The organism is Stenotrophomonas sp. SMYL8 (assembly GCF_036320065.1).
Lineage (GTDB): Bacteria > Pseudomonadota > Gammaproteobacteria > Xanthomonadales > Xanthomonadaceae > Stenotrophomonas > Stenotrophomonas maltophilia_A.
Genome location: NZ_JAWIRR010000016.1, coordinates 29,104 through 53,993, shown reverse-complemented (window position 1 = coordinate 53,993; position 24,890 = coordinate 29,104). Strand labels below are relative to the sequence as shown.

The 24,890-nt window shown below is 63.2% G+C and carries 22 protein-coding genes and 2 pseudogenes; 12 read left to right on the top strand and 12 right to left on the bottom strand.

Features of this window, described 5'->3' with window-relative positions; genetic code table 11:
* Window positions 1–7: 7 nt before the first annotated feature.
* From V3B25_RS13805 to V3B25_RS13785, 5 genes are read left to right on the top strand one after another with little or no spacing between them, the layout of a single operon-like run.
* Window positions 8–355 (top strand): metalloregulator ArsR/SmtB family transcription factor, encoded by a 348-nt coding sequence (locus V3B25_RS13805; RefSeq protein WP_099484974.1) that lies wholly within the window; start codon window positions 8–10, stop codon window positions 353–355.
* Entirely contained in the window at window positions 352–882 is a 531-nt protein-coding gene (locus tag V3B25_RS13800; RefSeq protein ID WP_197599785.1) for an arsenate reductase ArsC, read from the top strand. Before V3B25_RS13805 ends, V3B25_RS13800 begins: the two co-directional genes overlap by 4 nt.
* Before the next feature lie 7 nt (window positions 883–889).
* Entirely contained in the window at window positions 890–1,303 is a 414-nt protein-coding gene (gene arsC / locus V3B25_RS13795; protein ID WP_338322621.1) for an arsenate reductase (glutaredoxin), read from the top strand.
* Window positions 1,300–2,025: an arsenical resistance protein ArsH gene (arsH, locus tag V3B25_RS13790; RefSeq protein WP_005411450.1), complete on the top strand. Its 726-nt coding sequence runs from the start codon at window positions 1,300–1,302 to the stop codon at window positions 2,023–2,025. Before arsC ends, arsH begins: the two co-directional genes overlap by 4 nt.
* 18 nt (window positions 2,026–2,043) lie before the next feature.
* A complete protein-coding gene (locus tag V3B25_RS13785; RefSeq protein WP_329810826.1) occupies window positions 2,044–3,348 on the top strand; it encodes an arsenic transporter in 1,305 nt (434 codons plus the stop codon).
* A gap of 30 nt (window positions 3,349–3,378) precedes the next feature.
* Here the strand turns inward: V3B25_RS13785 and V3B25_RS13780 are convergent, their stop codons facing one another.
* The 5 genes and pseudogenes from V3B25_RS13780 to V3B25_RS13760 form a co-directional block, all read right to left on the bottom strand.
* Window positions 3,379–3,657: a hypothetical protein gene (locus V3B25_RS13780; protein ID WP_109337117.1), complete on the bottom strand. Its 279-nt coding sequence runs from the start codon at window positions 3,655–3,657 to the stop codon at window positions 3,379–3,381.
* Window positions 3,654–6,851: a CusA/CzcA family heavy metal efflux RND transporter gene (locus V3B25_RS13775; protein WP_197599784.1), complete on the bottom strand. Its 3,198-nt coding sequence runs from the start codon at window positions 6,849–6,851 to the stop codon at window positions 3,654–3,656. Before V3B25_RS13775 ends, V3B25_RS13780 begins: the two co-directional genes overlap by 4 nt.
* A gap of 8 nt (window positions 6,852–6,859) precedes the next feature.
* Window positions 6,860–7,666: pseudogene (locus V3B25_RS13770) on the bottom strand (efflux RND transporter periplasmic adaptor subunit); the annotation flags it as partial.
* 137 nt (window positions 7,667–7,803) lie between these two features.
* Complete coding sequence (locus V3B25_RS13765; protein ID WP_329810847.1) at window positions 7,804–9,027, bottom strand: TolC family protein; 1,224 nt, start codon at window positions 9,025–9,027, stop codon at window positions 7,804–7,806.
* A gap of 257 nt (window positions 9,028–9,284) precedes the next feature.
* Window positions 9,285–9,902, bottom strand: a complete 618-nt coding sequence (locus tag V3B25_RS13760; RefSeq protein WP_114618997.1) for a cation diffusion facilitator family transporter — start codon at window positions 9,900–9,902, stop codon at window positions 9,285–9,287.
* A gap of 104 nt (window positions 9,903–10,006) precedes the next feature.
* Here V3B25_RS13760 and V3B25_RS13755 point away from each other — a divergent pair, with 104 nt between their 5' ends.
* On the top strand, window positions 10,007–10,441 hold the full coding sequence (locus V3B25_RS13755) for a helix-turn-helix domain-containing protein (RefSeq protein WP_197599781.1): 435 nt from the start codon (window positions 10,007–10,009) through the stop codon (window positions 10,439–10,441).
* Window positions 10,442–10,492: 51 nt separating this feature from the next.
* Here V3B25_RS13755 and V3B25_RS13750 read toward each other — a convergent pair whose 3' ends face one another.
* Window positions 10,493–10,957, bottom strand: coding sequence for a protein-tyrosine phosphatase family protein (locus V3B25_RS13750; RefSeq protein ID WP_231347569.1), 465 nt, complete (start codon window positions 10,955–10,957; stop codon window positions 10,493–10,495).
* A gap of 399 nt (window positions 10,958–11,356) precedes the next feature.
* On the opposite strand from V3B25_RS13750, the gene V3B25_RS13745 reads away from it, so the two are divergent.
* Window positions 11,357–12,316 (top strand): NIF family HAD-type phosphatase, encoded by a 960-nt coding sequence (locus V3B25_RS13745; RefSeq protein ID WP_329810827.1) that lies wholly within the window; start codon window positions 11,357–11,359, stop codon window positions 12,314–12,316.
* Between the two features lie 155 nt (window positions 12,317–12,471).
* Here the strand turns inward: V3B25_RS13745 and V3B25_RS13740 are convergent, their stop codons facing one another.
* Entirely contained in the window at window positions 12,472–12,741 is a 270-nt protein-coding gene (locus V3B25_RS13740; protein ID WP_197599779.1) for a helix-turn-helix transcriptional regulator, read from the bottom strand.
* A gap of 2,419 nt (window positions 12,742–15,160) precedes the next feature.
* Here V3B25_RS13740 and V3B25_RS13735 point away from each other — a divergent pair.
* From V3B25_RS13735 to V3B25_RS13720, 4 genes are read left to right on the top strand one after another with little or no spacing between them, the layout of a single operon-like run.
* The gene (locus V3B25_RS13735) at window positions 15,161–16,057 is read left to right on the top strand and encodes a TIM barrel protein (protein ID WP_049422742.1); all 897 of its coding nucleotides are present in this window, start codon (window positions 15,161–15,163) and stop codon (window positions 16,055–16,057) included.
* A 27-nt stretch (window positions 16,058–16,084) separates the two neighbouring features.
* The gene (locus V3B25_RS13730; protein ID WP_049422743.1) at window positions 16,085–17,770 is read left to right on the top strand and encodes a GMC family oxidoreductase; all 1,686 of its coding nucleotides are present in this window, start codon (window positions 16,085–16,087) and stop codon (window positions 17,768–17,770) included.
* The gene (locus tag V3B25_RS13725; RefSeq protein WP_049422744.1) at window positions 17,770–18,345 is read left to right on the top strand and encodes a gluconate 2-dehydrogenase subunit 3 family protein; all 576 of its coding nucleotides are present in this window, start codon (window positions 17,770–17,772) and stop codon (window positions 18,343–18,345) included. Before V3B25_RS13730 ends, V3B25_RS13725 begins: the two co-directional genes overlap by 1 nt.
* 14 nt (window positions 18,346–18,359) lie before the next feature.
* Complete coding sequence (locus V3B25_RS13720) at window positions 18,360–19,103, top strand: DUF1080 domain-containing protein (protein WP_232528269.1); 744 nt, start codon at window positions 18,360–18,362, stop codon at window positions 19,101–19,103.
* 30 nt (window positions 19,104–19,133) lie between these two features.
* Here V3B25_RS13720 and V3B25_RS13715 read toward each other — a convergent pair whose 3' ends face one another.
* From V3B25_RS13715 to V3B25_RS13695, 5 genes and pseudogenes are all read right to left on the bottom strand, one after another.
* Complete coding sequence (locus V3B25_RS13715; protein ID WP_049422746.1) at window positions 19,134–19,430, bottom strand: cytochrome c; 297 nt, start codon at window positions 19,428–19,430, stop codon at window positions 19,134–19,136.
* 18 nt (window positions 19,431–19,448) lie between these two features.
* Window positions 19,449–20,312 (bottom strand): sugar phosphate isomerase/epimerase, encoded by an 864-nt coding sequence (locus V3B25_RS13710; RefSeq protein WP_329810828.1) that lies wholly within the window; start codon window positions 20,310–20,312, stop codon window positions 19,449–19,451.
* A gap of 19 nt (window positions 20,313–20,331) precedes the next feature.
* Window positions 20,332–21,456, bottom strand: a complete 1,125-nt coding sequence (locus V3B25_RS13705; RefSeq protein WP_329810829.1) for a Gfo/Idh/MocA family oxidoreductase — start codon at window positions 21,454–21,456, stop codon at window positions 20,332–20,334.
* Window positions 21,457–21,468: 12 nt separating this feature from the next.
* Window positions 21,469–22,686: pseudogene (locus V3B25_RS13700) on the bottom strand (nucleoside permease).
* A gap of 27 nt (window positions 22,687–22,713) precedes the next feature.
* Window positions 22,714–23,766 (bottom strand): sugar phosphate isomerase/epimerase family protein, encoded by a 1,053-nt coding sequence (locus tag V3B25_RS13695; RefSeq protein ID WP_329810830.1) that lies wholly within the window; start codon window positions 23,764–23,766, stop codon window positions 22,714–22,716.
* A gap of 95 nt (window positions 23,767–23,861) precedes the next feature.
* Here V3B25_RS13695 and V3B25_RS13690 point away from each other — a divergent pair, with 95 nt between their 5' ends.
* Entirely contained in the window at window positions 23,862–24,869 is a 1,008-nt protein-coding gene (locus V3B25_RS13690; RefSeq protein WP_049422751.1) for a LacI family DNA-binding transcriptional regulator, read from the top strand.
* The last annotated feature ends 21 nt before the right edge of the window (window positions 24,870–24,890 follow it).

Here is a 24,890-nt window from a genome sequence, read left to right as displayed (position 1 = left end):
TCTAGGCATGAAAGATGATTCCGCCGTCCTCGCACTCTCTGCGCTCGCCCAGTCTGATCGCCTAGCTGCATTCAGGATGCTGGTTCGTGCTGGCCCGGATGGCATGCCCTCCGGCGAAATTGCGGAAGCTCTCGCGATCGCGCCACCACGCATGAGCTTTCACCTCTCGACCCTGGAGCGAGCTGGCCTGCTGCGCTCGTGGCGAGACGGGCGGCGCGTGCTGTACGCCGCTAGCTATGAGCACATGCGCCAACTGCTCGCGTTTCTGACTGAGGACTGCTGCTCCGGGACTCCCGAGATTTGCGGTGACCTCTTCAAACTCGCCCGCCCATGTACCTCGGAGACCTGCGGATGAGCCTTACTCAGCCCTTCAACGTCCTGTTCCTATGCACGGGCAATTCTGCGCGATCGATACTGGCGGAAAGCGCCCTGCGGAGTATTGGCGATGGCCGTTTCAACGCGTTCTCTGCCGGCAGTCACCCCAAGGGCGAGGTCCACCCGCTGGCGATTGAGACGCTGTACGAGGCCAACTACCCGGTCGAAGGCCTGCGGTCCAAAGCATGGGAGGAGTTTGCCGCGGCAAGTGCCCCCCGCATGGATTTTGTCTTCACTGTCTGCGACCACGCTGCTGGCGAGGCGTGCCCAATGTGGCCCGGGCGACCATTGACGGGGCATTGGGGTATCGAGGATCCCATCCGCGAAGCTCACGGGGAAATGTGGCAACGCGCCGCCTTCCGAAAGGCGCTGATGTACCTGGAAAACCGCATCCGAGCCTTCGTCGCGCTGCCACTCCATACGCTGTCTCGAGCAGCATTGACAGCGCAAGTCTGCGCAATCGGCCAGCTCGAAGGCACTTCGTTCTCCCGACCAGACGTTGCTTGAGGGATCCATCATGACACTAACGATCTATCATAATCCGGCCTGCGGCACGTCCAGAAACGTTCTGGAAATGATGCGCCAGTCGGGCGAAGACCCGCAGGTCATCGAGTACCTGCAGTCACCGCCGACGCGCGAGAGACTTGTCGAACTAATTGCCGCAATGGGCATCACGCCTCGCGACCTCCTGCGCAAGAAGGGAACGCCATACGAGGAGTTGGGCCTGGACAACCCTGGCCTCACCGACGACCAGCTGGTGGACGCGATGATGGCTCATCCCATTCTCATCAACCGTCCAATCGTGGTCTCCGACCGTGGCGTTGCATTGTGCCGACCGTCTGAGAAAGTGCTCGCACTGCTGGCGAACCCCGTGTCTTCCTTTACCAAGGAAGATGGCGAGATCGTTACAACCGGGACGTCACCGTGATTGATCGCATTGCGGCAGATCTGCCAAACATCGACCCCACACAACTTGCGCCGATCGACGTAGACGCCCTCATCGGGCTTGGCGACCCGATCCATCCACCGCGGATGCTCATCCTCTACGGCTCACTGCGTGAACGCTCCTTTTCCCGCCTGCTCGCAGAGGAGGTCGGTCGGCTTCTACGCTGGTACGGCTGCGATGTGCGTATCTTCGATCCGCACGACTTGCCATTGCCCGACGGCGCGTCTCCCGATCATCCTAAGGTGAGCGAACTTCGCGAGCTCGCGTACTGGTCCGAGGGCATGGTCTGGGTCAGCCCTGAGCGTCACGGCGCCATGACCGCCATTATGAAGGCTCAGATCGATTGGATACCTCTGGCCGACGGTGCCAAGCGACCGACACAGGGCAAGACTCTGGCCGTCATGCAGGTTTCCGGCGGCTCGCAGAGCTTCAATGCAGTAAACCAGCTACGTGTCCTTGGCCGATGGATGCGAATGGTCACCATCCCGAACCAGTCGTCCGTGGCCAAAGCCTTCCAGGAGTTCGATGAGGCCGGGCGCATGAAGCCATCGGCCTACTACCAGCGTGTCGTTGACGTATGCGAGGAGCTAGTGAAGTTCACCTGGCTCGTACGAGGACGCGCAGCCTATCTCGTTGATCGCTATTCCGAGCGCGTTGAGAGCGCCGATGAGCTTTCCAAGCGCGTCAATCAGCGCTCTATCTGACTTCCAACGGTGGGTTACATGCTTGCTCTCGCGATTTTTATCGTCACTCTTGTTTTCGTGATCTGGCAACCTCGCGGGCTTGGCATAGGCTGGTCGGCACTCGCCGGTGCCGCCGTTGCTTTAGCCACTGGGGTTGTTGGGTGGAACGATGTTGGAACGGTGTGGGGAATTGTCTGGGATGCAACGTTCACCTTCGTCGCTCTTATCATCATCTCTCTCATTCTCGACGCAGCCGGTTTCTTCGCGTGGGCCGCCCTGCATGTGGCCCGTTGGGGCGGCGGCAATGGTCGGAAGCTTTTTCCGCTCATTGTCCTGCTGGGAGCTGCAATTGCTGCAGTGTTTGCCAACGACGGCGCGGCTCTTCTGCTGACTCCGATTGTTCTTGCGATCCTGTTGCGCTTGAATTTCCCGCCTGCCGGCGCGCTGGCATTTACGGTCGCCTGCGGATTTATCGCCGATACCGCCAGCCTTCCGCTCATTGTCTCCAACTTGGTCAACATCGTTACAGCGAACTTCTTTGACGTGTCCTTTGGGCGCTACGCCGCGATCATGGTGCCGGTGAACCTGGTATCGGTCGGAGCTACTTTGATCGTCCTATGGCTCTGGTTCCGGCGCGACATCCCCAGTAGGTATCCAGTCGAGGATCTAGAAGCGCCCCGCGACGCGATACGCGACGTGGCAGTTTTTCGCGCAGCGCTGCCTCTTCTAGTACTGCTACTGATTGCGTACTTCGTAACCGGGCCGCTCGGCGTTCCTATTGCTTTGGTGACGGGTGCAGCTGCACTAGTGCTGATGGGTATTGCAGGCCGCTGGGCGACTGGAGGCCGGGGCGCCACAATGGCTGTGACCAAGATCCTGTGTGACGCACCCTGGCAGATCGTGCTGTTCTCGATCGGCATGTATCTAGTCGTCTACGGACTGGGTAATGCCTGGCTGACTGACGCGGCGAGTGCAATCCTAGAGTGGTTGGCAACGCAGGGTAGCTTCGTGGCAACGATTGGTACGGGCTTTGCGGTCGCTGCTCTCGCTTCCATTATGAACAATATGCCTGCGACACTGGTCGGTGCGCTTGCTATCGATGGGGCGAACGTATCGACGGCCACTCGCGAGCTGATGATCTACGCCAACGTCGTGGGCAACGACCTTGGTCCCAAGCTGACCCCAATTGGGTCGCTAGCGACCCTGCTGTGGTTGCATGTCCTTGCCGGAAAAGGCCAACGGATTACGTGGGGGCAGTACATGAAGGTAGGGCTCATCCTGACGCCCCCCGTCCTGCTGACCACGCTCATCGCGCTTTGGATTTGGCTGCCGTTTACACGATAACTGCGTAGGCACTCAGGAGAGTCGCAGCGATCACAATTTCTTCAATGGCGCCGTCGTGGGTGGCGGCGGCGCCGGCCCAGGGTCGTTGAAAGAAAGCACTGCCTGCTCGATGCCGAATTGATCGAAAAGTACGCGGGCGATCACAGCGTGGACCACGTCAAGGTCCGCCGAGGGGGCAGCGACAGTGATCGTGGCCACAATCGCGCGGCCAGTTGCCGGGCCTGGGACCAGCCGCAGGCCGTCTACTGCTTTCACGCTCGGGTCCGTGAACATCGCTGCCCGGACCTCTTCCAAATTGATCTCGTTCATGAGGTTGAGGGCTCTTGGATAGCGCCATCGCCACGACTGCCGCGGTCGCGATGTAGCCAGCGGTACAGCACCGGCAGGACCAACAGCGTCAGCGCGGTCGAGGACACGATACCGCCGATTACGACCGTGGCCAGCGGCCTCTGTACTTCAGAACCAGCGCCTACGTTCAAAGCCATCGGCAGGAAACCAAGGGAAGCCACCAGGGCAGTCATCAAGACCGGTCGTAGTCGCCCCAGGGCGCCATCCCGGACAGCATCTTCGAGGGCGTCGCCTTGCTCACGCAGTCGGCGGATGAAGGCAATCATGACCAAGCCATTGAGTACTGCCACGCCCGAAAGCGCAATGAAGCCTACGCCCGCAGAGATTGACAGCGGAATTCCGCGTAGAGCCAAGGCGATTACGCCACCAGTCAATGCCAAGGGAACGCCACTGAACACGATGGCGGCATCCTTGGCCGAGCCGAAGGCCATGAACAGCAGGGCGAAGATCAGCGCCAATGTGACCGGGACAACCACCGCCAAGCGCTGGCTGGCCGAGATCAGCTGCTCGAACGTGCCGCCATAATCGATCCAGTACCCCTCTGGAAGCGGTACATCCTGGCCGATGCGGGTACGCAGATCGCCAACGAATCCGCCAAGATCACGCTCACGCACGTTGGCGGTGATCACCACTCGACGCTTGCCGTTCTCACGATTGATCTGGTTGGGCCCGCGCTCTACCTGTATCTTCGCCACTTCTCGTAGTGGAACAGTGCGAGGCCCACCGTTGGCACCAGCGGCTACACGGCTGGACTCATCGATACTGGTGCTCTCCGGCAGTGGAATGGGCAGGTCCGCAAGCACAGCCGGGTCTTGCCGCAGCGATTCGGGCAAACGCACCACCAGGTCGAATCGGCGGTCGCCCTCGATCAGCTGGCCAGCGACGCTACCGCCGATGGCGGTTGCCACCGTGTCCTGCACGTCACCCGGATTCAATCCATACCGCGCCAATGCCGCTGGATCTGGCGTGATGGTGAGCAGTGGTAGGCCAGTAACCTGCTCGGCCTTGACGTCTTCGGCGCCGGGGACCCCGCGCAGGACGCGCTCGACCCGGCTGGCCAGGCGGGTCAGCTGGTCAAGATTGTCGCCGTAGACCTTGACCGCAACGTCCGAGCGAACGCCGGAGATCAATTCGTTGGTGCGCATCTGGATGGGCTGAGTGAACTCGTAGTTGCTACCCGGGATCTCCTTGGCCGCCGCCTCCAGCTCTTCCACCAGCTCGGCCTTGGGTTTGCGCGGGTCGGGCCATTGGTCGCGGGGCTTGAGCATCAGAAAGGTATCGGCCATGGAGGGGGGCATCGGGTCGGTGGCCACTTCGGCGGTGCCGATCTTGGAGAAGATGTTGGCCACCTCCGGGAACTGGGCCAAGCGCTTCTCCAGCGTTTCCTGCATCGCCACCGACTGCTCCAGACTGGTGCCGGGGATACGCATGGGCTGCAAGGTGATGTCGCCTTCATCCAAGCTCGGCACGAACTCCGAGCCCAAACGGGTGGCCAGCACGCCACACCCCACCACCAGCACGGCCGCGCCTGTCAGCACTACGACCCGCCGCCGCAGCGCCCACTCCAGCAGCGGCGTGTAGCGGGCACGTGACCAGCGCATCAAGCGGTTGTCGTGCTCGGCCACACGGCCGCGCAGGAAGGTGGCAATGGCCGCCGGTACGAAGGTCAGCGACAGCACCATGGCACCGGTCAGGGCCAAGACCACCGTGATCGCCATTGGGTGGAACATTTTTCCTTCCACCCCGGACAGCGCGAAGATCGGCAGGTAGACCGCCGCGATGATGCCTAGACCAAACAGACTGGGGCGAATCACCTCAGCCGTGGCCGAGGCGGTCAGATCAAAGCGCTCTTCGTCGTTGAGCTGGCGGCCCAGTGCGTGCTGCGCCTCCCCAAACCGGCGCAGACAGTTCTCGATGATGATCACCGCCCCATCCACGATCAGGCCAAAGTCCAGGGCGCCCAAGCTCATCAGGTTACCCGACACGCCGCCACGCACCATGCCGATAATGGTGAACAGCATTGCCAACGGGATCACTGCCGCGGTGATCAACGAAGCGCGCACATTGCCCAGCAGCAGGAACAGCACCACCACCACCAGCAGCGCGCCTTCGATCAGGTTCTTGGACACCGTGCCAATGGTGCGATCCACCAGCGCGGTGCGGTCATAGACGGCCTTTGCATGTACGCCAGCGGGCAAGCTGGCGTTGGCGGCGTCCAGCTTGGCCGCGGCTGCCTGGGAGACTTCCCGGCTGTTTGCGCCGAACAGCATGAAGGCGGTACCGACCACGACCTCATGGCCATTCTGGGTCGCCGCACCCGTGCGCAGCTCCTTGCCTTCGCCTACGCTAGCGACGTCGCGGACGCGAATGGGCACGCCATCGCGCCGGTCCAGCACGATGTTCCCAATCGCGTCCAGATTGGCCAGCTGGCCGGGCACGCGCACCAGAAATTGCTGGCCGTTGCGCTCGATGTAGCCGGCGCCGATGTTCTGGTTATTGCGCATGACCGCTGCGACCACATCGTTCAGCGTAAAGCCCAGTGCCACTAACTGGGCCGGATCCGGGGTGATGTGGATCTGCCGCTCAAAGCCACCGATTGTGTTGACCTCGGTCACTCCAGGCGTGGTGCGCAGCTGCGGCCGGATCACCCAGTCCTGCAGGGTGCGCAGGTCCGTGGCGGTATACGGGGTGCCGTCGGGCTTGCGGGCGTTGGGCTCAGCCTCCACGGTGTACATGAAGATCTCGCCCAGGCCGGTAGAGATGGGACCCATCTCCGGGTCCAACCCTTCGGGCAGCTGAGATGCGATCTGCTGTAGCCTTTCGGCGACCTGCTGGCGGGCAAAGTACAGGTCGGTGCCGTCTTTGAAGACGACAGTGACCTGGGAGAGTCCGTAGCGCGACAGCGAGCGGCTGTAGTCCAGCTTTGGTAGCCCGGCCATGGCCGTTTCAATGACGAAGGTCACTCGCTGCTCGGCCTCCAGCGGCGAGTAACCCGGGGCCTGGGTGTTGATCTGGACCTGGACGTTGGTGATGTCGGGCGTGGCGTCAATGGACAGGTGACGGTAGCTCCACACGCCCAGTGCGACTAGCGCAGCGGTGAGCACCAGCGTCAGCCAGCGGTGGCGGATGGACAGACCAATGAGGCGTTCGAGCATGGCGGGCCTCATTCCTCTTCCACAGTGGATTTTTCGATGTCGGCCTTGATCAGGAAGCTTTGGGCCACCACCACTCGTTCACCCGCCTTGAGCCCTTCCAGCACTTCGGCGCGTTCGGCGTCACGGCGCCCCAGCTTGATCGGCCGGGTGTGGTACGTCTCGCCCTGCTGCACGTAGACAACGTCCTGGTCCTGTGCGGTCTGCAGGGCGGTGATCGGAACCACCAGCGACGCCGATTGGCGATCCACGGTGACCCGCGCCTTGACCGCTGAACCCGGCCGCCACAGCCCATCGGTGTTAGCTACGGTTGCGCGGGCAATAGTGCTTTGGCTGGCAGTGGCGGTGCCGGGCAGGACGCGCTCCAATGTGGTCTGCGCCGTGACGCCATCACTCAAGCGGGTGACCGTCACCGGCACGCCGGCACCGATGTGCTGGGCGTCGGCGCCGAAGATGTGCAGGTCCACCCACAGCGTGGACAGGTCAGCTACCTCGAACAGCGGGGCGCCCTCAGGCGCCGACATGCCCACGGCGGCCGTACGCGCCATGACCACGCCATTGATCGGCGCGGTAACGGTGTAGGTGGTCAGGCTGAGGTTGCTCTCCACTGTCGCGAGCACCTGGCCGGTGCGTACCTGGTCACCCACGCCCACTCGCACGGAACGGACCGGTCCGGGGAAGCGTGCAGTGACCTGCGCGATGCGCCCATCGATTGGGGTCAACAGCCCTTGTACCTCATGCTCATCGGCAATCTCACCGGGTCCAGCCGGCGCGACCTGGATTCCCGCCGCCTGCGCAGCTTTGGCCGAGATCTCGGTTTCCAGCGGCGCTTCCTCGTGCTCGCCGTGCTCTTCGCCCTCAGCGGCGTGGCCTCCTTCGGATGCTTCGTTGGGGGTCGACGCGTTGCAGGCCGCCAGCATCAGAGCCATGCCCAGTGCGGTCCAGGAAAAGCGATTCATGGGGTCTCTCCAGTGGAAGCGGCAGCCGGCGGCGTGACAAGCGCCTGGCCGGTCAGTCGTTGAATTTCGATCAGGGCGCGCTGCGCATCCAAGGCGACGTCCAGCTGTTGCTGGGCCATGGCGGTACGTTCGGACTGCAACTGTGCCCATTCCAGGTAACTGATCGCCCCAGCACGATAGGCACGCTCAGCGGCCTGCTCGGCTCGGGCCAGCTTCGGCAACACGTCGTCGTGCAGGCGCGCCACCTCGGCCTGTGCCACGGTGTAGCGGCCATGGGCTTCGACCAGCGTGGAGTACAGCGACAGGCCCTTGGCCTCGCGCTCGATCGTCAGGACCTGCAGCTCGGCTTCGCCGGCTCGAATCTCTGGCTGTGCGCGGCTGCGGCTGCCCAGCGGCATGGATAAGCTGGCGACCAGCGCGGTGTCATCGGTCTCCTGTAGTCGGCGCACTCCGAGCTGCCAGGACAGGTCCGGTGAGGCCGCTGAACGCGCCAGCTGCAGGCGTGCCTGCGCGATCCGGCGGGCGTCGGCAAACTGCGCCAATTCCGGAGTCCGTTCCAACTCATCGGCCAGCGTCTGCATGGAGGCGATCGCCGGCAGGGCCATCGGATCGGCCGGGACCACTTCGAAGGTGGGAGTACGTTCGCCCCACAAAGCAGCCAGATGCTGACGAGCAGCGAGTCGCTGTTGCTCGGCCCGATCACGCTTCAGCTCGGCCCGCGCAAGCGCTGCCTGCGCGGTGAGCAGCACCGACTCGGGTGAGGCGCCGGCCTGCAGGCGCTGCCTGGCGGCCACCACGGTTCGCTGGCGCTGGCCAACATCGATGTCCGCTAGGCTTCGTTGCCGGTCGGCACCAACGACAGCCAAATAGCGCTGCGCCGTCTCGGCTAGCAAGTCCAGGCGCCCGGTCTCGCGCTGCACGGCCAGCGCATCAATCCGGCTTTGTGCCAAGGTACGGCGGGCGTCGAGCTTGCCGCCGCGCTCCAGCACCGAACTCAGGCTCAAGGTTAGCTCGGCGCTGTCCAAGCCACCGGCCGCGCCGGTGCCCAGCGCGTTTTCGACCTCGGCACCGAGCGTCCACGGTGGACGCTGCATCGCCTTATCTCGCTCGGCAGCGAGGACAGTGGCTCGCGCATCGACCAGACGCAGCTCCGGATGGGTTTGGGCTACGCGTGCAAAGGCATCGTCCAAGGTCATCAATTCGGCCGCCACCGCAGGCATCGCTACTGCGCCCGTTAACAGCAACGCGGCCAAGGCCGCCCATCGCACAGACATGGAAGTACTCCGAAGGTTCTTGAGATCACAGGGATCGGCCTGCGCCTACATGCGTCACCCGGCAATTGGCGGTCGAAAGGGCGCGACCTGATGCTCATACGCATCTGTACGCGTTTCGGCCTCGATTTCAGGCAAATCCCGGCCGACAGCCAATTTCGCCAGCAGCAATCAGCGCAGGGAAAATCCCAGTTGGCCGCCCGCGGTCATGCAGGGGTCTTGCGCGCGTCGGCGCGTGCCCGGCGCGCGTCGCCCAATATTTCAAAGGCTTCCTTCATCACGTAGAGGCCGATAAAGGCACCGATTACGAAATCTGGATATGGACTGGCCAGCCACCACACCAGTAGGCCAGCCAGGATCACGCCCACGTTGGCTACCACATCGGCTCGGGTGAAAAGCCACGTTGCCCGCAGATGTACTTCGCCAGACTTCAGTGGCGCCAGCATGCGAAGGACCGCGAGATTGACCACTAGCGACAATAGAGCCGTACCGATCATCCACCCGCTTACCGGTTCAGCCCCGTGGAGTACGCGGCGGCCGACCTCGACCAGCACGCCAACGCCCAGAATCAGCAGCACGCTACCGCTAACCCAAGCAGCGTTGGCCTTGAAGCGCGCCGTCCGACCGATAGCGACCAACCCAATGGCGTAGGCCGTGGCGTCGGAGAGCATGTCCAGTGCGTCGGCAAGCAAGCCGGTGGAATGGGCGATCCAGCCGGCAATGCCGCCAATCACCGCCATTGCAGCGTTCAGTGCCAGAGCGATCCACAGCACGCGCCGTTCCTGCGCGTTCTTTGCCTCGTGGTGGCAGCCGCAATCACTCATCGGATCTTCTCCATCGCAGGGGAGCCGGGCCGGCGCGGTCCGCTGGCATGGCAGGGTCCATGAGGGTAAAGTCCGTAGCTACTACGGAGTCAAGCCTACTACGAATGAAAATCAGTGACGCCGCCGCCGCCAGCGGGTGCCATCTGGAGACGATCCGCTACTACGAGCGCATCGGCTTGCTCCCGAGGCCGGGACGATCAGGCAATGGTTACCGGGTCTACGGATTGCCGGACATTGAGCGCCTGCGCTTCATTGCCCGCGGTCGGGACTTGGGTTTCAGCCTGGAAGAGGTCCGTAGCCTGCTGCAGCTGGCCGGCGACGAGGGCCTGTCGTGCGTGGATGTGGATCGTCTGGCCCGCAGCCACTTGTCCGACATTCGCGCCCGGATGGCAGACTTGCAACGTATGGCCAACGAGCTGGAACGGGTAATCGCCAGTTGTCACGGCGGACAGCGAGCTGAGTGCACCATCCTGTCGACGCTGCGCCGGCCGGCTTCCGAGGACTCCCTACGTACGGAATCGAGCAAGAGCGCTACCTAGGCGCCCGCGGTCCAAAACCTATGCCTTTCGCAGTCCGACCGGTCGACGGTGTCAGTTGCCTGTAGCTTGGCTGCCCGGACCTGGACTCCAGGCGCGTATGAAGTCCTCCTGCTCACGCGTCTCGATCGCACCCGTCCTGACCTGACGAACCATGCTCATGGCCTGCTCACCTGTGGCAGCCGTGCCTGTTTCTAAAAGCAACAAGCACGCTACGGTGCCAGCTCGTCCTAGCCCGCCCTTACAATGAACAACTGCGCGGCTTCCGCGCAACAATTCACGACTGAGTGCTGGACCCAGCTCGCGCCATGCCTCCAAGAAAGAACTGTTCGGCGCTGCGCCGTCTACGATTGGAAGTCCGTACCATTTGATTCCCTGCGCCATCGCCCGCTTTGGCAGCGCGGCAATCCTAAGCTCATCGAACTCCCATGGCTCAATCAGGGAGATCAAGTACCCCGCGCCCCACTGGCGAATCGCGCAAAGATCCACGTCAATGTCACGACTCCATGGCCCCGTCATCGCGGCCTCCTGAAACTTCCCTGGCGCGAAAGTTACACCTACTGCGCCGCCACTGACTCCGACAGGGATCGTGGCGATATGCAGAGGATGTGTGTGACTGGTTCTGAACATTGTCGATCCCTCATCGCGGCAACAAAGAGAGCCGCAGCGCAGCGGCGACCACCCATGGCTCCTATGCCGATCCTTGAGCTAAACATTCCAGCCGACCAAGTGGTGCCGCCCTGCCGAGCAGCACAGCAAAGGTGATCCTTTTGTCAGTTGCAGGCAACAAGTACCAGTAGGCTCACGCTGCATGCGTACCAGTAGGCTCACGCTGCATGTGCACCAGTAGGCTCACGTGTTGGACAGCGAGAGTGTCCAGGAGCAAGGTGTACACACGCTCCTCGCTAGAGACAACACATGAAGCCGAGCATTCTGGCATTGGACCTCGAAGGGACACTCATTTCCAATGCGATAAGCCAGATTCCAAGACCCGGCCTCTGTCGGTTCTTGGAGGACGTCCGATCGCACTTCAGTCAGCTCATGATGTTTACGACTGTGCCGGAAGAGCGCTTTCGCAGCATTGCCGATTTGTTGGTTCGTGAAGGAAGCGCGCCTCCGTGGTTCGCGAGCCTTGAATACATCCATTGGACGGGCAGCACGAAGGATCTACGGCTAGCCACACCAAAATTAGGCGCGGCCTTGCTGCTTGATGATCATCGCCCCTATGTACACCCAGGACAGGAGCATCTGTGGGTTCAGATACCTCTGTTTGCGTCTCCCTACCCGTCAGAGGACGAGGGATTAGCGATCGCGCTTCGACTCCTGCTCGATCGCATCCACGCAACGGGCAATTTCACTGAAGCATCTCTCCAAGTACAGCTAAAGCCACAGGCAGAAGCAACGGGCGCACCACGGCGTTCCGACGCCTGCTCATCGGCCCAGAAGATCCTGTCCGACGCCGCCGTCAGGCGAGATGAACTTGCCGCACAGTGGCATAGCGCCGCCGAAGTCAGTTCACAGCTCGGCCCGTCATTGACCAGTGGTAGCGGCCTAGCCGGTCAGCTGCGCAGAGCCGGCCAGCTACTCGGGGTCTATGTAACGAAGCCTGTGCCCGGCTATCGCTACCCAGACTGGCAGTTTGGTGAAAATGGCGAACCCGTTGAATATTTGGCAGAAATCCTGTCAGTACTGCGTGCACTCGATCATTTCGAGATCGAGCCGGACAGGCTATTTCGCAGCACCGGATGGAGTGAGGCAGAGTGGTTTCTCTCACCGCACGCTCTGCTCAACGGCATGCCACCTGCCGAAGCCCTGACCTCTGATCCAGCTCGCGTGCTGCGGGCAGCCCGTACCGAGTTCGGGCAAGAGGACTCATAGCGTCCCCGTCAATCGACTTCGCTCAATGCACCCAAATCGCAGCTTGGAGACCGATCAATGGCAAGCGTTACGCCGGAATCGTAATAGTGATCAACTGACCACCAGCAACAGAAGGAGCAGTTCGCCCCTGATAACCGGGCGTTGGCCATCGCGCCTTAGCGAACTGGAGGGACGCGCATCGCCCTCCACTCTGACATCAAAAGCGAGCTTGCCTCTGCAGCACTCATGCCAAGGGCCGAGGTGAGCCTGAGGTACTCGAGCAAGTCCAATCTCCGGGCACCGGCCTCAATGGAAGAGATAGTTTGCTGCGGCCAATCCAAGTGCGAGGCAAGCGATACTTGGCTAATTCCCATAGCCTCCCGTCTCGCCCGAAGCTGCTCAACGAGACGCCGGTATGCTTCTTGGTAGATCGTCTTGGTTGCCATTCCGCCCGCTCGAGGAAGCGGACAGCAATCTATGGCCCAGTGCCGCGTTACATGAAAATCATGTAGACAATGCAACTGGCTGGTGGGTAAGATCGCTCACTGGTGGGAGCCCTTGGAACTGAGTGCGCCATGGACTTGATCAACTGACCCTATTGACTGCGAGGCCAGACTTGGCCTCACTGGTCGCGTCCCTTGGACCGTACTACTCGTGCCTGTGGTGTGCACTCGAAGACTCTGTTACAAGAAATGCCCCGGTCGCCTCAGATGACGGGCCTGTGTGGAGTTTGCTGCGAAACCTCCAGGCGGCGGGAGTACTGCTGACCGAGACCAGCGATTCACCATCCACTCGAAGGTCCCTTTACCACCCTTTCGCCTGGACATACTCTCCGGCGTGGCAGGCTCTCCCAAACCTTCGCAATGCGCTGGCAGTTGCACTAAATGGCTGGCAAGGGCCGGCCCATACAGAAGCTCGCGTCGCTCTGTGGGGGCGGCTTGTCAACGACGAGATATCCGCATACTTGGCGAACCTTCTTCGACGGCACCGAATAAGTCCTGAGCGAGCAAACGGAGTCATCGCAATGCAGGAGAGCCCGTGGTTCAACCTCAGCTCGGGCAGACGGCGATATGTCGCATGGTCGGGGATGCGTGTGGCAGCTAGTGTCATGTTGCAGACTGAGATGAACGAAGAGGCCGCCATGCAAGCACTTTGTAAAGAGATGCAGATCAGATCGCGATGGCTTCAGCGACGGGAGCAAGAAGCAAGACTCGGCCCGAGGGAGTTCTCCTTCTTGCCCAACGCCGACTGGCGCAGACCTATAGCTATTGAGGTCGCGCTAGGGAGCCTCTTGGGATCGGACAGTGACTACTGGACGCTTTGCCCTTCCGCGATACGTCTTACACATGCCGCAAGTTCTCGTCGCTAAAACGTTCCAGCATGCACCTGCTGGCTTGGCCTAGCGCACAGCCGAAGGCGGAGGCGGGTCGCGCGGCACCGAAGACCGCACACGTCGTGGGTCAGAGCTCCCGCCAGCCGATCAGCGCCTGGTTGAGAAGCAGCGATCTACCTCAGACGCTGAAGGGTAGAGACATCCTCGGATGAGAGCAGTTCCTCCCCAGTGGCGCTGTTGAAGACAGAGCGATCTAACCGAAGACCGAACCGACTGACATGGCGCTCGTTCAGTAACTTCTGTATCAACTCGGATACTTCGGTGTCGGATGGCCTCTCCTGCGCTCCAGCGACCAAGCCAAGGGAATCTCCTTCTCGCGTCCCGGAGATGAGCGCCTGCTGGAGCGAAACTGGCCTAAGGCCACGCAGTGTCTGTGAAAGACCAATCACCATCTGCTCGATCACGCTGAGCCTTTGCTCCAGCGACCGTACGTATGCGGCAACTCCCGTGTCGTCTGAACGCCAGGGATCAGCAGTAGCTGGCATCCGCAGATCTTGCCTAAGCTCCTCGGACCTTAGCTCAATGTAGATGGCTGAGCGGCTCCTTGGAACGGTTGCGAACGATCGACGCAACCCGATGCGGTCACCACCATTGGCCAGGTGGCATTGGCCTTCGAGCGCTACAGCGAGCACCATCGACATAGCGCTCTGCGCTTCCGCTCACCCCGGGAGTTTCGGCGCGCTATGCTAACCGGCGCGCAAGTAAGGAAACCTGTCCGCAGATACGGGGAGCATTCCACGGGATGAGTTAAAAAAATTATCCAAATTGTGCTGTGGCTCAATGCTATTTTCTTCGCTGCAATCTGGCTGTTCAGAATGTGGGTGGGGACAGCCCCGTGGCCGGCCGCAGCTCAGTCAATTTCCATAGCCATTGTCCTTTCTACGTTGACGCTGAGGCCTTCACGCCCTAGGTGTATTGGGACGACGCAGCTCTGCTACTAGGGTGCCTGCCTCGGCTTGCTTGAGCATGGCAATGATCTGGCTATCAAAAAATAGGGGCTTTCTCATGGAACCTCCTCGGGTCAGATTTCGAGGGAATTCCAATTTGAGGTCATCTGATTTGCGGGGATTGCCGGGACGCCGGTGAGTTGGAGCCTCTGCAGTGTTGAGAAAAATATAGGATTGAGGTCAGCGGGCACTCTTTCTCACCCAAATTTTCCATTTGGTAGAATAACTGGTGCTATCAATGGTGAATGAATTCCTAGAATGGCAGTGTTTTAGAGAGATTTCTAGTAATGAGGTATGCACAACATGTGTGCACAACCCTTCTGATCGAACGCTCGTTCGCAGCAGAAAAGAAAGCCCCGCTCATGCGGGGCTTTTCTTTATCCGGAATCCCTTCGGAGTTGTGCCCCGCAGCATCGGTTTTCGTGCACCGCGACTTGCAAACAGACAATTTCCTCCCCTATGGTGCAATCGATTGCATTGCTGTGAATCGTTGCGTTTGATACCGGTTGGGAGGCCGGCAGGTGGATGTCCATCCATTCGATCAGACCGGCCTCGGCGACGGGCCTCACGCGGCGCGATGCGTTGCGCATGGCGGTTGCTGGAGGCGTAGCTCTGGGTACTGCGGGTACGCTGCCCGCATTCGCCGCCATGGCGCCGCTCAAGGGTAACCTGAAGCATTCTGTCGCCCGCTGGACCTTCCCGCAGCTGTCCGTCGCCCAGCTTTGCGCGACGGTGAAGGACATCGGCTTTGCAGCGATCGACCTGGTCGGCCCGGAAGACTGGTCCACGCTGAAGGCGAATGGCGTGTACAGCTCGATGTGCAACGGCGCGGAGCTGGGCCTGACCAAGGGCTTCGCCGGCCGCGAATTCCACGACCAGCTGGTGGAGCGCTACACGCGGCACATCGATCTGGTCGCCGATGCCGGCTATCGCAACCTGATCTGCTTCTCCGGCAACCGCAACGGTATGGACCCCGCCGAAGGCATCGCGAATGCCGAGGCCGGCCTCAAGCGCATCCTCGGGCACGCCGAGAAGCGCGGGGTGGTGCTGGTGATGGAACTGCTGAATTCCAAGGTCGACCATCGCGACTACCTGTGCGACCACTCCGCATGGGGTGTGGAGCTGTGCCAGCGGCTCGGCTCGGACAACTTCGGCCTGCTCTACGACATCTACCACATGCAGATCATGGAGGGCGACATCATCGCCACCATCGGCAAGCATCACGCCTGCTTCAAGCATTACCACACCGCAGGCGTGCCCGGCCGGAACGAGATTGGAGACCAGCAGGAGCTCCACTATCCGGCCATCTGCCGCGCGATCCGCGACACCGGTTTCAAGGGGTATCTGGCGCAGGAGTTCACGCCTGCAGCGCCCGATCCCGTTGGCTCATTGCGCGAGGCGATCCGCCTCTGCGACGTCTGAAACGATATCCACCCAGGTGAGAAACCCATGGCAGATAATCACTACGACGCCATTGTTGTTGGCTCGGGAATCAGTGGCGGTTGGGCGGCGAAGGAGCTGACCGAGAAGGGCCTGAAGGTCCTGATGCTGGAACGCGGGCGCAACATCGAACACGTCAAGGACTACGTCAATGCGATGAAGGAGGCGTGGGACTTCCCGCACCGAAACCGGCCAACGCAGGCGATGAAGGCCGACTTCCCGGTGCTGATGCGCGACTACGGCCTGGCTGAGAACCTGGAAGGGATGTGGGCCAACGAACAGGACTCACCCTACATCGAGACCAAACGCTTCGATTGGTTCCGCGGCTATCACGTCGGCGGCCGCTCATTGTTGTGGGGCCGGCAGAGCTATCGCTTCTCCGACCTGGACTTCGAGGCGAATCTCAAGGACGGCATCGCAGCCGATTGGCCCATCCGCTATGCCGACATCGCGCCCTGGTACGACCATGTGGAGAAGTTCGCCGGCATCGCTGGCACCCGCGAAGGGCTGGACGTGTTGCCGGATGGTGAGTTCCTGCCGCCGATCCCGTTGAATATCGTCGAGAAGGACGTAGCTGCACGGATCAAGAAGGCCTTTGGCGGAACGCGCCATATGATCCACTCGCGCACCGCCAACATCACCAAGCCCATGCCCGAGCAGGGGCGCGTCAACTGCCAGTACCGCAACAAGTGCATCCTGGGCTGCCCCTTCGGTGCCTACTTCTCGACCCAGGCGGCGACGCTGCCAGCGGCGATGAAGACCGGCAACCTGACCTTGCGGCCGTTCTCGATCGTCAAGGAAGTGCTCTACGACAAGGACCGCAAGCGTGCGCGCGGGGTGGAGATCATCGACGCGGAGACTGGGCAGACCTACCAGTACACGGCCAAGATCATCTTCCTCAACGCGTCGTCGTTCAACTCGACGTGGCTGCTGATGAACTCGGCTACCGACGTCTGGGACGGCGGGCTGGGCTCATCGTCGGGCGAGCTCGGGCACAACGTGATGGACCATCATTTCGGTGCGGGTGCCTCCGGCCGCGTCGAGGGGTACGAAGACAAGTACTACTTCGGGCGTCGCCCCTGCGGCTTCTACATTCCGCGTTTCCGCAACGTCGCGGCCGACAAGCGCGGTTACCTGCGCGGGTTCGGCTACCAGGGCGGCGCCAGCCGCACGGGGTGGTCGCGCGAGATCGCCGAGCTCAACATCGGTGCCGATCTGAAGGAGGCGCTGACCGTGCCCGGTGACTGGCGCATCGGCATGACCGGGTTCGGCGAGATGCTGCCGCACCACGACAACACGATCCGCCTGGACCGCGACCGCAAGGACAAGTGGGGGCTGCCAGTGCTGGCGATGGACGTTGCCATGCGTGCCAACGAACTGGCGATGCGAAAGGACATGGCCGCCGATGCCGCCGAGATGCTGGAGGCGGCCGGCGTCAAGGACGTGAAGATGCACGACAACGATTACGCCCCGGGCAAGGGCATCCACGAAATGGGGACCGCGCGCATGGGACGTGATCGGAAGAGCTCGGTGCTGAACCAGCACAACCAGGTCTGGGATGCACCCAATGTCTATGTGACCGACGGTGCCTGCATGACCTCCAGCGCCTGCGTGAATCCTTCGTTGACCTACATGGCGCTGACCGCGCGCGCGGCCGACCACGCCGTGCGCGAACTGAAAGCGGGGAACCTGTGATGGATCGCCGCGAGCTGTTGAAGATGATCGTCGCCGCCACCGGTGCGGCCATGGTTGGATTGCCTGCCCTTGCGCAGGGTCAGGCGCCGGCGGGCGCTACCAAGATTCATTTCTCCGATACCGACGTCGCCACGCTGGACGAGATCGCCGAGACCATCCTGCCGCGGACCCGGACACCAGGGGCGAAAGACGCGGGCGCTGGTCTGTTCATGGCGACCTTCGTCAGCGACTGCTACACCGCCCGGCAGCAGGCGACCTTCCGCGCAGGGCTGGCCGATATCGACAAGCGCGCCGGTGGCCGCTTCGTGTCGCTCGCGCCGGAAGCCCGCACCGAATTGCTGCGCACGCTGGATGCGGAAGCAAAATCACACACGGCCGAGGTCACCGAGACCGGTACGCCTGAAGAGGGCGAGGCGATGCCGCACTACTTCACGATGCTCAAGCAGCTGGCCATCTTTGGCTTCTTCACCTCGAAGGTCGGCGCGACCGGGGTGCTGCAGTACGTCGCCGTGCCGGGGCGCTACGACGGCGATCTTGCCTATGTTCCCGGCACGCCCGCCTGGGGGACCAGCTGATGGAGCGCAACAGGATGATCAAGCCGCTGCTGATCGCGGCCACCGTGCTGGCCGCCGCACCCGTGTTCGCGCAGAACGGTGCCGACGCCGCGCGCGACCCGAAGAAGACCGAGGTGTGGACGCCGGTGCCTGCGACCGTGGCCACGCCGCCAGGCAGGGCCCCGTCCGACGCAATCGTGCTGTTCGATGGCAAGGATGTCTCCGCGTGGGAGTCGGAGCAGGGCGGAGGCGTGCCCTGGAAGGTTGCCGATGGCGCCATGACCGTCGTGCCCGGCAGCAAGGGCATTCGCACCAGGCAACGCTTCTGCGACGTCCAGCTGCATGTCGAGTGGCGCACGCCTACCGACACGAAGGGCTTCGACGGGCAGAACCGCGGCAACAGCGGCATCTTCCTGCAGGAGCTGTATGAGCTGCAGGTGCTCGACAGCTACAACAACCCGACCTATGCCAATGGCCAGGCGGGCTCGATCTACAAGCAGGCCATGCCGTTGGTGAACGCCTCGCGCGCACCGGGTGAGTGGCAGGCCTACGACATCCTCTGGAAGGCGCCGCGCTTCTCGCAGGGCGGTGGGCTTGTGTCGCCCGCGCGCATCACGGTGCTGCACAACGGCGTGCTGGTGCAGGACGACACTGTGCTGGCGGGCAAGACCGAGTACATCGGCGCGCCTTCCTACGCGCCGCATGCGTGTGCGCCGCTCTATCTGCAGGAACATGACTCCAGGGTCAGCTACCGCAACATCTGGGTGCGCGAGCTGTAGGGGCACGCGGCCAGCGTGGTCGCCGGCCGCTTACTTCGCCAGGTAGCTGGCGATGTCGTTGATCTCCTGCTGTGACAGCTGGGAGAAGGGCGGCATCAGCCCACCGCCCTTGCTGATCTTTTCCTTGATCTGTGCGGGTGCCATGCGCTTGCCGATGTCGGTGAGCGCCGGGAATGCGCCCGGCATGCCCGCACGATCCACACCATGGCAGGCCACGCAGTTCGCGGTGTAGAGCTTTGCACCCGCAGCCGGATCGTCCTTGCACCATGCTGCTGTCGCAACGCTCATGCCGCCCAGGGCCACGGCCATTGCCAGGATCATTTTCATGTGGGGCTCCTTGATGCGTCAGCGCTGCGCATGGGCAGGCGCATTCGTGGTCAGGTGTTCACGCAGATAGTCCGCACCGGTCTGGATGATCCTGGCCGGATCGCGTGGCTGGTCGTGCTCGATGATGTACCAATGCACGCCGGCGGCTGCCGCAGCAGGCAGGATCGCGTTCCAGTCCAGCACGCCCTGGCCCACCGCGGCGAATCCGCCTTCGTCCTGGGCCTGGCCCTTCGGTGCATTGTCCTTGGCGTGCACCGCGAATACGTGGCCGCGGAACTTTGCCAGCATCACGGCCGGGTCCAGGCCTGCACGCGCGACCCAGGCCAGGTCCAGCTCGGTCTGCAGGTCGGGGCCGGCGGCGGCGAACAGCAGCTCCAGTCCGGTCCTGCCGTCGAAGTCGGCCAGTTCGAAGTCGTGGTTGTGGTAGGCCAGGCGCATGCCCTTGCCGCGCACCTGCTTTGCGATGCGGCCCAGTTCCTGGCCCAGGGCGGTCCAGCCGGCGGCATCGCCCGGGCGATCCTTCTTGTCCAGGTACGGCACCACCAGCGTCGTGTTGCCGATCGACCGGTTGAAGGTCACCACCCCATCCAGGTTGCTGCGCAGCTCGGCCAGCGGCACATGCGATGAAATTGCCTTGATCGAATACCGGTCCAGCAGCTGCTTGAGCTCGGCGGCGCTGGTGTTCTGCGTGCCGACCGTTTCCACCGCATGGACGCCAGCGTCGTGGACGATCTTCAGCTGCTGCTCGAGCGAGCCGGCATCGCGCAGGGTGTACATCTGTACCGCGATCGGCTTCTGCGTGCTGACAGCTTCGACTGAAAAAGCGGGCAGGGCAGCGAGCAGCAGAATGAGGCTTGCAGTTCCATGGACAAGGGCTTTCATCAACAGATCCTCCCGGGTTTCAACCGATGGTGGTCCAGGCACGCGACCTGGCTGATGCAATGACACGATCGACGATCTGCGCCGAGCGCAGGCCGTCCTCGAAGGTGGGCAGGCCCTGCGGCCGCTCGCCCTCGATGGCGCGATAGGTGTCGGCGACAAACGCTTCGAAGCACTGGGCGTAGCCCTGCGCGTGGCCGGCCGGCAACACCGACAGCCGGCGCTGTTCGGCACCGCCGGCGCCCGGTCCGCGCACGAAGATCTCCTCGCGCTGGTCGGGCAGGCCGATCCACAGGCGCTCGGCGTCCTCCTGGTTGAAGGCCACACTGGCGTTGGCACCGTCGATCTCGAACCAGAGGCGGTTGTGGCGTCCGGCCGAGACCTGGCTGACCGTCAGAGATGCCAGCGTACCGGCGCCGGTCCTGAACATCGCCGCCGCTACGTCCTCGCTCGTTACCGCCTGCATTGCGCTGGCCGCGGTTGGCGTGCTGAAGCTCTGCCCGCTGACGGCGCCGCGCTCGGCGATGACCGTAGAGAACGCCGCGCTGACCTCGGCGAAGCGTTCGCCGCTGACCCATTCCACCAGGTCGCACCAGTGCGAGCCGATGTCGGCGAACACGCGCGATGCGCCACCCAGCGCCGGGTCCACGCGCCAGTTGTTGCTGGCCGGGTCCAGCAGCCAGTCCTGCAGGTAGCTGCCGTGGATCAGGTGCAGCGGCCCCAGATCGCCTTCGGCGATGCGTGCGCGCGCCTCGCGCACCACCGGGTGGTAGCGGTAGACGAAGGGGATCGTGGCAACCAAGCCGGTCGAGGCGGCCAATGCTGCAAGGGCCTGCGCATCGTCCAGCGTGGTCGCCAGCGGCTTCTCGCAGATCACGTGCTTGCCGGCTTCCAGCGCGGCCTGCGCCATCGCGCGGTGCAGATGGTTGGGCGTGCAGACGTGCACGACCTGCACCTGCGGATCGGCGATCACCTCCTCGATGTCCCGATAGGCGCGCGGGACATTCCACAGCTGCGCCATCTCACGCGCGCGCTGCGCTGACGAAGCGGCGACGCCGCGTACCTCGGCACCGGCGAGCAAGGCCGCCCGGCGGTGCACGGTGCCGATCATGCCGGCGCCGACGATGGCGATTCCAAGCTTTGGCATCGGCTGCGGTCCTCAGGGCGTGGAAGGCGCGGCCGCGGCCGCCGGCCGCTCGCGGAACAGCAACAGGAAGGCGACCAGCACGAGCAGTGCGACGCCGGCCGGGAACAGCCATATCTGCTGCCAGTCGGGGCCGGCCTCGGTGGTGAAGTGCTCCACCACCGCGCCGGACAGGAAGGTGCCGATCAGCATGCCCACGCCGTACGTGGCCAGGGTGATGAAGCCCTGCGCGCTGCTGCGCACGGCGGGGCCGGCATGGGCATCGGTGTAGATCTGGCCGGTGACGAAGAAGAAGTCGTAGCAGATGCCGTGCAGCACGATGCCGATCACCAGCAGCGAGAAGCCGCTGCCCGCATCGCCGAAGGCGAACAGGACGTAGCGCACCACCCAGGCCGCCATGCCGACCGCCAGCATCGTCTTGACGCCAAGGCGAACGAACAGGAACGGCATGGCCAGCATCAGCAGCACCTCGGAAACCTGGCCCAGCGACTGCAGGCCTGCGGCGCCGCGCACGCCCAGGTCGTTGAGATACGGATTGGTGAAGTTGTAGTAGAACGACAGCGGGATGCAGATGGCGATGGACGCCAGGAAGAACACCAGGTAGGCGCGCGACTTCAGCAGCCGCAATGAATCCAGCCCGAGGATCTGCCCCAGCCCGGCATCGCGCTGCTGTGCCAGTGGCGGCGTGTGTGGCAGGGTGAACGCATACAGGCCCAGTACCAGCGATGCCAGCGCCGCCATCCGGAACGTCAGTTCAAGCCGATGGGCCTGCTCCCAGCCCAGCCAGCCGATCAGCACGCCTGCGACAATCCAGCCGATGCTGCCGGCCACGCGTACCAGCGGGAACTATTTCTCGGGCGACTGCATGTGCCGCATCGCCACGCTGTTGGCCAGTGCCAGCGTGGGCATGAACAGCAGCATGTAGCCCATCACGCAGGCCGAGAACACACTGAAGCTGGTGGCGGTGGACGCCAGCCACATCAGTACCGCGCCGGCCAGGTGCAGCACCGCGAGGATGCGCTGCGCGGCGAAGTAGCGATCGGCGATCAGGCCGACCAGGAACGGCGCCACGATCGCGCCGATCGACTGGCTGAGGAAGGCGGTGGCCACCTGGCTGGCGCTGGCCTGCAGCGGGCCCTTTACCAGGTACGTCCCGAGGGTCACGAACCACGCTCCCCAGATGAAGAACTGCAGAAACATCATCGCGCCCAGGCGCGACATTGCGTGCGACATGGCTTGCCCTCCCGGGGCGGTAATGGCTCAGATTCCCAGCATGTGGTGCAGTGATGCGGCGTCCGTGCCACTGTCGGCAAAGTCATCGAAGGCGCGCTCGGTCACCCGGATGATGTGGTCGCGGATGAAGGCGGCACCTTCGCGTGCGCCGTCCTCCGGGTGCTTCAGGCAGCACTCCCATTCCAGTACCGCCCATCCGGGGAAGTCGTACTGGGAGAACTTGGAGAAGATCGCCTTGAAGTCGATCTGGCCATCACCGGGCGAACGGAACCGGCCCGGACGATCGATCCAGTCCTGGTAGCCGCCATACACGCCGCTGCTCGCGCTGGCGCGATACTCCGCGTCCTTGACGTGGAAGATGCCGATACGCGCGTGGTAGCGGTCGATGAAACCCAGGTAGTCCATCTGCTGCAGCAGCAGGTGGCTGGGGTCGTACAGGATCTTGGCGCGGGGGTGATGGTCCACCACGTCGAGGAAGCGCTCGAAGGTCGCGCCGTCGTGCAGGTCTTCACCCGGGTGGATCTCGAAGCACAGGTCCACGCCGCAGGCGTCGAACGCATCCAGGATCGGGCGCCAGCGGCGGCCGAGTTCGGCGAAGGCTTCTTCCACCAGTCCCGGTGGACGCTGCGGCCAGGGATAGAAATAGGGCCAGGCCAATGCGCCGGAGAACGTGGCATGCGCGGTCAGCCCCAGGCGCTGGCTGGCTTTGGCGGCCAGCAGAAGCTGCTCGACTGCCCAAGCCTGGCGGGCAGCCGGATCGCCGCGCTTGTCCGCCGGCGCGAATCCGTCGAACAGGCTGTCGTAGGCCGGATGCACCGCGACCAGCTGCCCCTGCAGATGGGTGGACAGCTCGGTGATCTGCACGCCATGACCGGCCAGCATGCCGGCGACGTCGTCGCAGTACGCCTGGCTGCGCGCGGCCTCGGCCAGATCGAACAGGTGGGGCGCGCCGGTGGGGACTTGTACGCCAGAATAGCCCAGACCCGCGGCCCATCCGGCCAGCGTGTCCAGCCGATCAAAAGGAGCTGTGTCGCCGATGAACTGCGCCAGGAACAGCGCTGGACCCTTGAGCGTCTTCAACGTGATTCGCCCTCGATGCAATCGATTGCATTATCCTAGCAGGGGCTCACGCAGGACCTGTTGTGCAGTGCACAGCAGACAGGAGAACTAACGCCATGGCCACCATCTACGACATCGCGAAGCACGTCGGCGTCTCCGCAGGCACGGTGTCGCGGGCGCTTTCCCGGCCGGACAAAGTGCTGCCGGCTACCCGCGCGCGCATCGAGCAGGCCGCCGCCGCACTGGGCTATGTGCCCAACACGGTGGCCCGCACGCTCAAGACCCAGCGCAGCGGCAAGATCCTGGTTACCGTCCCGGACATCGCCAATCCATTCTTCGCGCAGATCCTGCAGGGGGCGGAGGACGCCGCACAGGCGGTCGGCTATGCGGTTCTGCTCGGCGATACCCAGCATCAACCCGACCGCGAGGAGCGCTATGCGCAGATGCTCCGGCGCAACGAGGCTGACGGCATGATCGTGCTGGGGCACCGCCTGCCGCCCACGGCGCGCGAGATCGTCCAGCAGCGCGGTGCCGCCGCGCCGGTGATCAACGGCTGCGAGTTCGACCCCGCACTGGGCATTCCCAGCGTCCATATCGATAACGCCGCGGCCGCGCGCGTGGTGATGGAACATCTGTATGGGCTGGGACACGAGCGGATCGCCGTGGTCGGCGGACCGCCGGACAATCCGCTGCACCAGCAACGGCTGGAAGGGGTGCGGGCGGCTGGCAAGGCGCGTGGACGCCTGCGCCAGCTGAACATCGTGCCGGGTGACTTTTCGGTGGAATCCGGCCATGCGGCTGCCATGGCGCTGCTGGACGGCATGTCTGCACCAACGGCGATCTTCTGTTTCAGCGATCAGATGGCGCTGGGCACCCTGGCGGCCTGCCGCGATCTGGGCATCCGCGTGCCGGAGGACCTGTCCATCGTCGGCTTCGATGATCTGGCATCTTCCCGCTACCTCACGCCGCCGTTGACCACCATCCGGCAACCGATGCGGGAGATCGGTGAGCGCGCGGTCAACCTGCTGCTTGCCATCATCGAGCACATGGATGTGCCGCTGCAGCAGACGCTGGATTTCAGCCTGATGCTGCGGGGTTCAACGGCGCCACCCAGGCGTGGGTGAGGCAGGGTAACCGCCGTGAAT